The following is a 12,542-nucleotide window of genomic DNA, read 5'->3' as shown; positions in this document are numbered from 1 at the left end:
CGATGAAACCGGTCTCTACTCGGTCAACACCAAGTTCAACGGCTGGATCGAAACGCTCCACGTGGATTTTCTGGGGGAACGGGTGGAAAAGGGGCAGCCCCTGTTCGACATCTACAGCCCGGATCTGCTCACCGCCCAGCAGGAGTACCTCATCGCCCTTCAGCAACAGAAGGGGCTCAACGGTACTGCCCGCAAGGGCGACAACCGACTTCTGGATGCCTCGCGCACCCGCCTGGCCTACTGGGACCTCACCGATGAACAGATTGCCCATTTGGAGGCTGCCGGCGAGATCCAGAAAACGATCACGATCTTCTCGCCGGCCTCCGGTGTGGTGATCAAGAAAGCCGCTCTGAAAGGGCACTATGTCAAAGCCGGCGAGCACCAGTATGAAATCGCCGACCTGTCCACCGTGTGGGTGGATGTGGACATCTACGAGTACGAACTGCCCTGGGTCCACAAGGGCATGCCCGCCGAAATGGACCTGGCCTACACCCCCGGCAAACGCTATTCCGGCGAAGTGCTCTTTATTTACCCCTACCTGGATCCCAAGACCCGTACGGCCCGGCTGCGGCTCTCCTTTCCCAATCCGGACGACAACCTCAAGCCGGGAATGTACGCCAACGTTTACCTGCACAACACCCTGCCCGGCGAGCGGCTGGTGGTGCCCCAGGAGGCGGTGATTGACAGCGGTGTGCGCAAACGGGTCTTCGTCTCCAGAGGCAAGGGCAAATTCGAGCCCAGGGAGGTTACCCTGGGCGTCGAAGGCAACGACTATACGTTCGAAGTGATCGACGGCCTTGAAGAGGGCGATGAGATCGTGCTCTCCGGTCAGTTTCTGTTCGATTCGGAGAGCCGCTTGAAGGAAGCCATCGCCAAGATGCTTGAGGTTCGCCGTCAAGGGGGGGACGGCGCTGGCGACGACCTGGATATGGAAAGCCTGAACATGGCGGACGATGATCTGGACATGGGCGGCATGACCATGGATTCGGATGGTTCTGCCGCCATGCCCTCCCCTGAAGAGGAAGTCAAGCCATGATCGAAAAAATCATCGAGCTGTCCCTGCGCAACAAGTTTCTGGTGATTCTGGCCACCCTATCCGTGATTGCCGCCGGTATTTATGCCATCGTCCATACCCCCCTGGATGCGATTCCCGACCTTTCGGACGTGCAGGTGATTATTCTGACCGAATTTGCCGGCCAGGCTCCCCAGGTGGTGGAAGACCAGGTCACCTATCCGCTGACCACCGCCATGCTCTCGGTCCCCTTTGCCAAGACGGTGCGGGGATACTCCTTTTTCGGCCTCTCGTTCGTCTATATCATTTTCGAGGACGGCACCGATCTCTACTGGGCACGCAGCCGGGTGCTGGAGTACCTCAACGTTGTCTCCGGCCGGCTGCCCCAGGGGGTTGCCCCCTCCCTGGGTCCCGATGCCACCGGCGTGGGGTGGGTTTATGAATATACGCTCACCAGCGACCGCCACGACCTGTCCCAGCTGCGCTCGATCCAGGACTGGTTCCTGCGCTACGAACTGGCCAGTGTGGCGGGGGTTTCCGAGGTGGCCTCCATCGGCGGTTATGTCAAGCAATACCAGGTGGTGGTGGACCCCAATAAGCTTCGCGCCTACAACATTTCCATCCAGAAAATCCGCATGGCCATCCAGCGCAGCAACAATGACGTGGGCGGCCGGCTGGTCGAGATGGGCGAAACCGAGTTCATGGTCAGGGGGCTTGGCTATATCAAGGGCATCGAGGATCTGAATACCATTCCGCTGGCGGTGGATGACCGCGGGATTCCCGTCCTGCTGCGCAATGTGGCCACCGTGACGATCGGTCCCGAACTGCGGCGCGGCCTTGCCGATGACAATGGCCAGGGTGAGGTGGTTGGCGGCGTTGTGGTCATGCGCTTCGGCGAAAACGCCCTGCAGGTGATCGACAACGTCAAACGGCGCCTGGAGGAACTCAAGTCCGGCCTGCCCGAAGGGGTTCGCATCAAGACGGTCTACGACCGGTCAGCGCTTATCCTGCGCGCCATTGACAACCTCAAGCGCACCCTGATCGAGGAAAGCATCATCGTGGCCATCGTGTGCATGGTTTTTCTCTTCCATTTCCGCAGCGCCCTGGTGATCATCTTCACCCTGCCGATGAGTGTCCTGATCAGTTTCATCATCATGTACGGCCAGGGGATCAACGCCAACATCATGAGCCTGGGCGGCATCGCCATCGCCATCGGCGCCATGGTCGACGGCGCCATTGTCATGATCGAAAACGCCCACAAGCACATCGAAAATGAAGGCGGAAAAAAACCCCATTGGGAGTTGATCAGCAACGCTGCCAGGGAAGTGGGCCCGGCGCTGTTCTTCTCCCTGCTGATCATCGCCGTGAGTTTTCTGCCGGTTTTTACCCTCGAAGCGCAGGAAGGCAGGCTTTTCCGGCCCCTGGCGTTCACCAAAACCTACGCCATGCTGGGTGCCGCGCTCCTGGCCGTCACCATCGTACCCATACTCATGGGCTATCTGATCCGGGGAAAGATACGCCCCGAAAATGAAAACCCGGTCAATCGGTTTCTGATCTGGGCCTACCATCCCATCATCAAGGTGGTGCTCAGGAGAAAAGTCATGGTGCTCGCTGCCGCAGTGGTGATTCTGGCGCTTACCTGGATCCCGATCCAGCGCATGGGGTCTGAATTCATGCCCCCCTTGAACGAGGGGGATCTGCTTTACATGCCCACGACCCTGCCGGGGATCTCCATCACCAAGGCCAAGGAACTGCTCCAGCAGACCGACCGCATAATCGCTGCTTTTCCCGAGGTGGCCAACGTGTTCGGCAAGATCGGACGGGCGGAAAGCGCCACGGACCCGGCACCGCTGAGCATGATCGAAACCACCATCATGCTCAAGCCCGAATCCCAGTGGCGGCCGGGAATGACCATGGAGCAGCTGGTTGATGAGCTGGACAAGGCCATCCAGTATCCGGGCCTGACCAACGCCTGGACCATGCCGATCAAGACCCGCATCGATATGCTTTCCACCGGCATCAAGACGCCGGTGGGCATCAAGATCATGGGAGAGGACCTGCAGGTCCTTTCCGATATCGGGGAAAAGGTCGAGGCCGTCATCCGCGGCGTGCCGGGAACCCTGAGCGTCTATGCCGAGCGGGTCACCGGCGGCAATTTCCTGGACTTCGAGATCCGGCGGGCAGAGGCTGCCCGCTACGGACTCACCGTGGGCGACGTGCAGGACATCATCATGACTGCCGTGGGGGGGATGAACATCACCCGAACCGTCGAGGGGCTGGAACGCTACCCCGTCAACCTGCGCTACGGCAGCGAACTGCGCGACACACCGGAGAAGTTGCGCCGCATTCTGGTGTCTGCCCCCACCGGCGCCCAGGTGCCCATCGCCCAGCTGGCCGATATCCGCGTCGTCAAGGGGCCGCCGGTGATCAAAAGCGAGAATGCCCGCAACAGCGCCTATGTGTATGTGGACCTGACCGGCATCGATGTGGGGACCTATGTCAAGGCCGCCCGCCAGGCCGTCCAGGAGCAAATCGATCTGCCGCCGGGTTACAGCCTGCTGTGGAGCGGTCAGTATGAATACATGCTTCGGGCTGAAAAGCGTCTGATGATCGTGGTCCCCATGACGCTGCTGATCATTTTTTTGCTGCTCTACCTCAATTTCAAAAACATGACCGAAAGCCTGATCGTGATGCTCAGTGTACCGTTTTCCCTCACCGGCGGGTTCTGGCTGATGTATCTGCTGGGCTACAACATGAGTGTGGCGGTGGGTGTGGGATTTATCGCCCTGGCCGGCGTCGCGGCCGAAACCGGGGTGGTCATGCTGGTCTATCTGGATATTTCCTACCGCAGGTTCAAGCAAACCCTTGGCGACCGGTTCGACCGGCGTCATCTCAATCAGGCCATCGAGGAGGGTGCGGTCATGCGGGTGCGGCCCAAGATGATGACCGTGATTTCCACCATGGCCGGCCTGATGCCCATCATGTGGGGCCACGGAACCGGGTCCGAGTTGATGAAGCGCATCGCCGCACCCATGGTGGGCGGCATGGTCAGCGCAACGGTTCTGACCCTGATCGTGGTTCCCGTCCTCTATGGGATCTGGAAGGGGTGGGGGCTGCCGGAGGACCATGAAGCCCAAGGGATCCAGGAGTCAGCCGCCAGGAGCCAGCTTTCTTAACCGCCGCCAAACTGGCGGCATTTATTCAAACCTGATGGTTCCGTAAAAAGTCGAAATTTCAGGTTTATTGTCATCCTCGCGAAGGCGGGGATCCATAAGATTCAGATAGTTATAGACTCCCGCCTCCGCGGGGAGTGACACTGTTTGTGACTTTTTACGGGTTCATCAACCCTGGAGGAATGAACATGAAAAAACGGACAATATTTATTTCGGCAGTTATCTTCGCCCTGACGGCCGCTGCGGCCCTTGCCATGCAGTCGCACGACAGTCACGGCTCCGGCAGCGGGCACGATATGCAGTCGGGCCAGCAGATGGATCACACCGGCATGGGCGGCACCTTCAAGCACGAGGCAACCGAAGGGGGCATCGATGCCCAGTTCCAGGTGATGAGCCTGGCCAGCATGAACATGACCTCGGAAAAGGGGGAAACCCACCACATCATGGTTGACCTCAAGGCGGCCGACGGCGGGGCGCCCATCAAAAATGCCGTCGGCAAAATCAAGGTGATCGCCCCGGACAAGACCGAACAGGAGAGTACCCTGAAAAACTTCAACGGGGTTCTGGCAGGCAACTTCACCTTCAAGGAGCCGGGGAAATACGGCGTGATCTGCCTGCTTAAAAACCAGGATGAAAAGCAGGTGTTCAAGTTCTGGTATGAGCACATGCAATAGGTCGTGTACATGAACCTGTATGCCCATGAACATCAAACGCATTAAAATTAGCGTCATTATTTTTCTTCTGGCTGCGGTGGCGGTGGTTCACCACCTGCCCATCCACGGGTTCCTGGGCACCCACATCCTGCACAGGGACCTGTTTTTCTTCCCCATCGTTCTGGCCGGGCTGTGGTTTGGCCTCAGGACCGCCCTGGTCACCGCCGTTGCCGCCAGCATCGTTTACGCCCATTTTTTTTACCACAACATCAGTTCCGGCCGCATTTCCATGGCAGTCGTGGTCCTTCAGGTGGCCGGGTTCAACCTCATGGCGCTGCTCACCGGATGGATGGTCGACCGCCAGCGCCGCCAGGAGCAGGAGCGGGATTTTCTGAATGACACCTTCGGGAAATACGTATCCCGGACGGTGCGTGATGAAATCCTTGGGGGACGGGTGACCCTGAGCGGTGAACTCAAGGAGGTGACGGTGCTCTTTGCCGACCTCAGGGATTTCACGCGGCTGGTTGAGACTACCCCCCCGCGGGAGGTGGTTACGATCATCAACACCTATTTCAAGGCCATGGCCGAGGCCATCAACGCCCATCACGGCCTGGTGATCCAGTTTATCGGCGACGAAATCGAAGCCGTGTTCGGTGCGCCGGTGGCGCTTGAAAACCATCAGCAGTACGCCGTCGATGCGGCCCTGGACATGCGAACGCGCCTGTCCCAGGTCAATCTCAACCTGGCCAACCAGGGATTTCCGACGCTTCGGCACGGCATCGGCATTCACACCGGCAAGGTGGTGGCCGCCAACATCGGCAGCGACCACCGGTTGTCATATGCGCTGGTGGGTGAGACGGTAAACATCGCCTCCCGGATCCAGTCCCTGAACAAGGATTTCGACACGGACATCCTGATCAGCGCCGCCGTGCGAAAGGGCCTCGACCGCAGCGTCGCCATGCAATCGCTGCCACCGGCAACCGTCAAGGGGGTCGGCGAACCGCTGCAGCTGTTCAGCATCGTCGCGCAGCCGTTTGTGTGCGTGGAGTAAAGTCGATGGAATCTATTAAAACCAACCCAATAAGGGCGGGTCGGACAGCCGCTTGACAATAAAGGCACTTTATGGCTTGCTCACAATAAAAAAATTTTATGACCTTTCGGCCATAATCCAGGCGTTACCGCAAGGAGCCACCATGATACGGAGAGTTGTTTCCCTGGAAAGTCTGGGTGCAGCAATCAAAGAAGCCCGTAAAATAAAGGGTCTGACTCAGGCAGCGGCCGGAAAACCGGTTGGCATCGATCAGACCACGGTGTCCAAGGTTGAACAGGGAGGGCGCGGAACCCGTTTGGATACACTCTTCCGGCTTCTGGCCGCCCTCGACCTTGAACTGGTTCTTCAGCCCAGGCAGCGTCCGGAAGACGGTCGGCAGGTGTGGTAGATGGGGCGCCGAAGACGAGCGGCAGACCTGTATGTGTCCATGAACGGGCAGAAGGTAGGCATCCTTACCCGTAATTCCAGCGGAAAGCTGGAATTCTCCTACAGCCAGGATTGGACGACGTCCGACTATCGCCGCCCGCTCTCCCTATCCCTGCCGCTGAGCCGGAGTACCTATGCCGGGGATCGCGTCGAAAACTTTTTCGACAACCTGCTGCCGGACAGCCAGCCGATCCGGAACCGCATCCAGGCAAGATTCGGTACCTCCAGCAACCAATGCTTTGATTTGCTGTGGCATATCGGAAGAGATTGCGTCGGGGCCCTGCAGCTCACGCCCGATGAAATGCCTCCGGAAGTTCAGCGGATCGATGCCCGGGCCATGACGGACAGCCAGATCGCCGAGATACTGCGGAATTACCCCACCATGCCCCTTGGCATGCGGGAGGGAGAGTCGTTTCGCATATCAATCGCGGGAGCTCAGGAAAAAACAGCCCTGCTCTGGTTAAACGGGCAATGGCACCTTCCCTTGGGCGCAACGCCGACCAGTCATATTTTCAAGCTGCCCAGCGGCCGCCTTCAACACAGCGGCATGGACCTGTCCGACAGCGTGGAGAATGAATGGCTCTGCCACCTGATCCTGAAAGGGTACGGGATTCCCGTTGCCAATGCAAAGATGCGCACCTTTGATGATGTGAAGGCGCTGGTCGTGGAACGCTTCGATCGTCTCTGGGCAGAGGATCGTTCCTGGTTGATGCGCCTGCCCCAGGAAGACATGTGCCAGGCGCTCAATATTCCGCCGGCCCTGAAATACGAAAACGACGGCGGGCCCGGGATCGCCGGTATCATGGAGGTGCTTCTAGGTTCGAGCGAAAGTCTTTCGGACCGGCGCACCTTCATGACAGTTATCCTGCTGTTCTGGCTGTTGGCCGCCATCGACGGGCATGCGAAAAACTTCAGCATCTTTCTGTTGCCGGGCGGACGCTTCCGGCTCACTCCTTTTTACGACATCCTGTCGGCTTTCCCGCTGGTCGGCAGCCAACCGCTCGAACACCGCAAACTGAAGATGGCCATGGCGATTCAGGGAAATAGGCGGCATTATCATTGGTGGCCCATTTTATATCGTCACTGGCTTTCTACCTCCAAGGCCTGCCGGTTTCCCCCCGACGAGATGGAGGCGATCATCGACCGTACACTGGCAAAAATGGACGACGTGATCACCGGGGTCGCCGGGCAGTTGCCGCCTGCATTCCCTGAGGAGGTGGCCGGTCCGGTTTTCAATGGAATGCGGGAAGCCCGGGATCGATTGACCCGGTCGAAACCAGGCTGAGTCTTCCTTGTTATGTATCTCACCTTCCTGCCTGAGCACTCCCCGTGTCCGTAATCAGATCCACCCCCATGACGTTCGACGTTCATAGCTGGTCTGTTTCAGGTTTCTGACCGGGCATCTCCAGCAGGGCCCGGATATCTTCCATTTTTTCCTTGACCCCGATGTAGCCTTCCTCGATGGCCAGTTCCACCTGGTCGAAATCCATCATCTTCAACGCGCCCAGACGGGGCTGGACCAGGACGTCCGGTGGATCCACGGCCAGGTTGATGCGCGTGATGCGCTCCTGCATGATGTTGATGGAGGTCATGACGGTGTCGATGATGTCGGGCGTATGGACATCGCGACCCAGCAACCCGTTGATTTTGTTTTTGAACGTGGCCTCCGCGGTCTCACAGTAGTCGACCAGTTTGACCAGGAGCTCGCTCTTGAATTTGGGATCTTCCAGCTCGGTTGGGGCAGCAGGCGCTGCCTGCGGTCGTTTCATCCGGCGTGAGGTGATGCCGCTGTTCAGGTCCACGGCGATGACCACGTCGGCTTCCGTGGCCCGGGCCACCCCCACCGGCACCGGGTCCACGATGCCGCCGTCCACCAGCCAGCGCCCCTTGACCCAGGCGGGGGCAAAAAGCCCCGGAAAGCTCATGGTGGCCCGCAGGGCCTGGAGCAGGCTGCCCGATCGCAGCACCACCTTTTCACCCCGCTGCAGGTCGGTGGCCACCATCGTCACCGGGATGTTCAGTTCGGAAAAGCGCTGCACGGGGGTGTGCATGGAGAAGAGTTCGGCCACCTTCTTGGTGCCGTCCAGCAGGCCGGAGCGCGGGAAGACCACATCGAAGTAGGAGAAGACCTTTTTGCCGTCCATGCTGACCACGAAATCCCTGAGGCTGGCCAGGCTGCCGCTGGCGTAGATGGCCCCCACGTAGGAGCCGATGCTGCACCCGGAGATGAAGTCGATGGGAATACCCTCCTCCTCCAATGCTTCGATGGCGCCGATATGCGCCCAGCCGCGGGATGAGCCGCTGCCCAGCACCAGGGCCACGGTTTTGCGGTGGGTTGCTGTGTGTGGATCGGAAGCCAGTCGGGGGTTGGGTTCCATTGAAGTCTCCTGCTGGCCGTCAGCATATACGGGTTTTGATAAGAAGGGAAAAGATTTCCCAATTTGTAATTATTTTGTGCATCAGTGCGCAGGCGGAGCCGACCTGCAAAGTTTAACTATTTGAAATTATTATTAATTTAATTTTTCGCAATTTGCATAACTTTTGCAGTATTTATGAAAATATTTTTTATACAGGCCTTTTGTATTTGGGGATAGGGACGATATTGTTTTTGGGGCCATGGGATGAACGGGAATGAAAACAAACCGCCATGCGCAAGTGTTTTGACACCCGATAAAAAATCAGATACAAATTCATCCTTTAAAATTAAGGTTTTCAATGCAGGCAGGCGATTTTTCATCTGTCGGCCGCCTGCTTAGCACCAACTCAGCCGTCGCATCGCTGTAACTGAGGAAGCGGAGCTTTGCAATATCCGGCGTTGGGTGTTCAAGCCGGTGCTTAAATTTTTAATTGGGCGTTTGGCTTTTTATTCAACGGTATGAAGTTTTATGAGCGAGGCATATCATGAAAGCGGTAATTCTAGCGGGAGGATTCGGAACCAGACTGTCCGAGGAGACCGGTGTTCGACCCAAACCCATGGTGGAAATCGGCGATCGGCCGATCCTGTGGCATATCATGAAAATATACGCCGCCCATGGCATCAACGATTTTATCATCTGTCTGGGTTACAAGGGCCACATGATCAAGGAATACTTCGCCAACTATTATCTTCACCGCTCGGACGTAACCTTTGATCTGCGCAACAACGATATGCAGGTTCATCAAAACGACACCGAGCCGTGGACGGTGACCCTTGTGGATACCGGCGAAAGTTCGATGACCGGCGGGCGTTTGAAACGGGTCGGAAAATACATCGGCGATGAAACGTTCTGCCTGACATACGGGGACGGTGTGTCAGATCTGAACATCGGCGAACTGATCGATTTCCATAAGCGCCAGAAAACGCTGGCCACCTTGACTGCAGTCAAACCGCCGGGTCGCTTCGGCGCCTTCAATTTAGATAAAGACCAGACCCAAATTCCCTCCTTCAAGGAAAAGCCCCAGGGTGACGGTGCCTGGATTAACGGTGGTTTTTTCGTTCTGGAGCCGAAAGTGCTGGACTATATCAAGGACGATTCAACGGTCTGGGAGCAGGAACCCATGGAGAGACTGGCCCAGGACGGGATGTTGTCAGCCTACCGGCACATGGGGTTCTGGCATCCCATGGACACGTTGAGAGATAAAACAACCCTCGAACAGTTACTGCAAAAGGGTGAGGCGCCATGGAAGACATGGTGAACACCAACCATCAGCCCCCTTAACCACACTTAAGGAGTATCGAATGAAAATACTCATCACCGGCAATATGGGTTACATTGGACCGCTGGTCGTCAATCAGCTGCGGTCAACCCGACCCGATGCAACGCTGGTCGGCCTCGATCTCGGGTTCTTTGCGAACTGCCTGACCAACAGCGCAATTCTGCCTGAATGCAATATCGACATCCAATATTTTCAGGACATAAGAAAGGTTACCGAAGACATTTTGGATGGTGTCGATGCCATTGTAAATCTGGCCGCCATATCCAACGACCCCATGGGCAACACCTTTGAAGATGTCACCCTTCAAGTTAATTACAAAGCCGGTGTCGAGCTTGCCAAAAAAGCCAAGCGCAGGGGGGCCAAAAGTTTTGTTTTTGCATCGAGCTGCAGCATGTATGGTTCAGCGGATGACGCACCCAAAACAGAAGACTCGCAGCTGAACCCGTTAACGGCTTACGCACGATCCAAGGTTTTTACCGAAAGAGAGTTAAAGGAGATCGCGGATGAAAATTTTACGGTCACCTGCCTGAGGTTTTCAACTGCCTGCGGAATGAGCCCTCGGCTGCGGCTGGACCTGGTATTGAATGATTTTGTCGCCGCCGCCATCAGTTCGGGCGAGATAACCATTTTAAGCGATGGAACACCCTGGCGACCGCTGATCAATGTGAAGGATATGGCCCGGGCGATTGATTGGGCCATCGATCGGGATGCCGATGCGGGAGGGCGCTGCCTGTCGGTCAACGTTGGCAGCAACGATTGGAATTACCAGGTCAAGGATCTGGCTGAAGCCGTCGCCTCGGTAATCCCCGGTTTAAAAGTATCCATTAACACGGATGCCATGCCGGACAAGCGGTCCTACCGCGTCAACTTCGATCTTTTTAAAGAATTGGCACCGAATCACCAGCCCCAGGTCACCCTGGTCACGGCAATCTCGGAATTGAGAGAAGGCCTCCAAGCCATGGCATTCACCGACACCCATTTCAGGGATTCAAAATTAATCAGGCTGAAAGTTCTCAACCAACTGCTGGTTGACGGCCTTTTGGGCAATGACCTCAGGTGGAAATAGACTTATGATTTTCAAGGAAACCAAATTAAACGGGGCCTATATCATCGAACTGGAGCGGCGCCAGGATGACCGCGGTTTTTTTGCACGGACCTTTTGTCAGAAGGAGCTGGAGGCCCATGGACTGATTTCCGATGTCGCCCAGGGCAATATGTCTTTAAGTAAAACCCGGGGCACCCTGCGGGGCATGCATTACCAGAAATCGCCATACGAAGAGACCAAGCTGGTAAGATGCACCAGAGGCGCGCTTTTCGATGTGATTATCGACCTGAGACCGGATTCGACGACATACAAACAGTGGATTGGCGCCGACCTGACTGCCGATAATGGTAGAATGTTGTTCGTTCCCCAAAAGTTTGCGCACGGTTTTATAACATTGACGGACGATACCGAGGCCACTTACCTGGTTTCGCAGTTCTATGCACCCGGTTCGGAACTCGGCATTCGCTGGAACGATCCCCAATTCGGCATCCAATGGCCGATCGACGTGCAGGTGATTTCGGAAAAGGATGCCAGCTGGCCGGATTTCCCTTCACCATGAAGCGCATGAAGGACATGAAGAAGAACATGCAATGATAGTAACGCACCACGAAGAGCACGAAAGACACGAAGAAGGGCAAAAGAAAAGTTTTTTATCGCGCGCAGTGCGAACCCCTTCGTGCGCTTCGTGTCCTTCGTGGTAAAAAGAAAAACATGCAATGATAGTAACGCACCACGAAGAGCACGAAGGACACGAAGAAGGGCGAAAGAAAAGTTTTTTATCGCGCGCAGTGCGAACGCTTCGTGCGCTTCGTGTCCTTCGTGGTAAAAGATAAGCTGTAAAAAAAAAGAGGGCCAAGGTTGTTCAGCGAATTATCCAATCGAGTCATCGGGTGTGCCATTGAGGTTCATCGCGAGTTGGGACCCGGGCTGTTGGAATCAACCTACGAACAATGCCTGGCGCACGAGTTGAGCTTGAACGGGATCGATTTCAAGCTCCAGCATCCTTTACCAGTGGCGTTCAAGGGCGTCCGCCTGGACTGTGGCTATCGGGTAGATGTACTGGTGGAAGACGAGATCATCCTGGAGTTGAAGAGTGTGGACGCGCTGAAAGGGATACACGAAGCGCAACTGCTGACATACATGAAACTGGCCGGTATCAAGCAAGGATTTCTGATCAACTTCAACGTTCGCCTTCTGAAAGATGGCTTAAAGCGATTTGTAATCTAACACGTCTTGCTCTTCGTGTTAAAAAGAAAACATGCAATGCTGCCAATCCCACCACGAAGCACACAAAGGTCACGAAGAAGAACATGCTAACGCGCAATGCACCCCCTTCGAGCCCTTCGTGCGCTTCATGGTTAAAAGAAAACATGAAAAGCCACCAACCCCACCACGAAGCACACGAAGGTCACGAAGAAGAACATGCTAACGCGCAAAGCGCCCCCTTCGAGTCCTTCTTGATCTTCGTGGTAAAAAGAGGAATTAG

The 12,542-nt window shown here is 56.3% G+C and carries 12 protein-coding genes; 10 read left to right on the top strand and 2 right to left on the bottom strand.

What is annotated here, in order from left to right:
- The 6 genes from R6V78_RS01290 to R6V78_RS01265 form a co-directional block, all read left to right on the top strand.
- Nucleotides 1-1,036: efflux RND transporter periplasmic adaptor subunit (locus R6V78_RS01290; protein WP_410287512.1), on the top strand; the 1,036-nt coding region annotated here is incomplete at its 5' end.
- Nucleotides 1,033-4,188, top strand: coding sequence for an efflux RND transporter permease subunit (locus R6V78_RS01285; protein WP_410287511.1), 3,156 nt, complete (start codon nucleotides 1,033-1,035; stop codon nucleotides 4,186-4,188). The genes R6V78_RS01290 and R6V78_RS01285, both read left to right, overlap by 4 nt.
- A gap of 185 nt (nucleotides 4,189-4,373) precedes the next feature.
- Complete coding sequence (locus R6V78_RS01280) at nucleotides 4,374-4,859, top strand: hypothetical protein (RefSeq protein ID WP_410287509.1); 486 nt, start codon at nucleotides 4,374-4,376, stop codon at nucleotides 4,857-4,859.
- Between the two features lie 25 nt (nucleotides 4,860-4,884).
- A complete protein-coding gene (locus R6V78_RS01275; RefSeq protein WP_410287508.1) occupies nucleotides 4,885-5,889 on the top strand; it encodes an adenylate/guanylate cyclase domain-containing protein in 1,005 nt (334 codons plus the stop codon).
- A gap of 142 nt (nucleotides 5,890-6,031) precedes the next feature.
- Nucleotides 6,032-6,277 (top strand): helix-turn-helix domain-containing protein, encoded by a 246-nt coding sequence (locus tag R6V78_RS01270; protein WP_410287507.1) that lies wholly within the window; start codon nucleotides 6,032-6,034, stop codon nucleotides 6,275-6,277.
- Complete coding sequence (locus R6V78_RS01265) at nucleotides 6,278-7,600, top strand: type II toxin-antitoxin system HipA family toxin (RefSeq protein ID WP_410287506.1); 1,323 nt, start codon at nucleotides 6,278-6,280, stop codon at nucleotides 7,598-7,600.
- 82 nt (nucleotides 7,601-7,682) lie between these two features.
- Here the strand turns inward: R6V78_RS01265 and R6V78_RS01260 are convergent, their stop codons facing one another.
- Nucleotides 7,683-8,693 carry a patatin-like phospholipase family protein gene (locus R6V78_RS01260; RefSeq protein WP_410287505.1) on the bottom strand — a complete coding sequence of 337 codons (1,011 nt, stop codon included), beginning with the start codon at nucleotides 8,691-8,693 and terminating at the stop codon, nucleotides 7,683-7,685.
- A 137-nt stretch (nucleotides 8,694-8,830) separates the two neighbouring features.
- Nucleotides 8,831-9,052 carry a hypothetical protein gene (locus R6V78_RS01255; protein WP_410287504.1) on the bottom strand — a complete coding sequence of 74 codons (222 nt, stop codon included), beginning with the start codon at nucleotides 9,050-9,052 and terminating at the stop codon, nucleotides 8,831-8,833.
- Nucleotides 9,053-9,216: 164 nt separating this feature from the next.
- On the opposite strand from R6V78_RS01255, the gene rfbF reads away from it, so the two are divergent.
- The 4 genes from rfbF to R6V78_RS01235 all read left to right on the top strand — a co-directional run bounded on the left by rfbF (nucleotide 9,217) and on the right by R6V78_RS01235 (nucleotide 12,283).
- Entirely contained in the window at nucleotides 9,217-9,990 is a 774-nt protein-coding gene (rfbF, locus tag R6V78_RS01250) for a glucose-1-phosphate cytidylyltransferase (RefSeq protein WP_410287503.1), read from the top strand.
- Between the two features lie 43 nt (nucleotides 9,991-10,033).
- The gene (locus R6V78_RS01245) at nucleotides 10,034-11,077 is read left to right on the top strand and encodes an NAD-dependent epimerase/dehydratase family protein (RefSeq protein ID WP_410287502.1); all 1,044 of its coding nucleotides are present in this window, start codon (nucleotides 10,034-10,036) and stop codon (nucleotides 11,075-11,077) included.
- A gap of 4 nt (nucleotides 11,078-11,081) precedes the next feature.
- Nucleotides 11,082-11,615, top strand: coding sequence for a dTDP-4-dehydrorhamnose 3,5-epimerase (rfbC, locus tag R6V78_RS01240; protein WP_410287501.1), 534 nt, complete (start codon nucleotides 11,082-11,084; stop codon nucleotides 11,613-11,615).
- A gap of 299 nt (nucleotides 11,616-11,914) precedes the next feature.
- A complete protein-coding gene (locus R6V78_RS01235; RefSeq protein WP_410287500.1) occupies nucleotides 11,915-12,283 on the top strand; it encodes a GxxExxY protein in 369 nt (122 codons plus the stop codon).
- The last annotated feature ends 259 nt before the right edge of the window (nucleotides 12,284-12,542 follow it).

It is taken from the genome of Desulfosarcina sp., assembly GCF_046496365.1.
Taxonomy (GTDB): Bacteria; Desulfobacterota; Desulfobacteria; order Desulfobacterales; family Desulfosarcinaceae; genus Desulfosarcina.
Note: the sequence above shows the minus strand (reverse complement) of the source record. Positions and strands in the feature narration are given on the sequence as shown.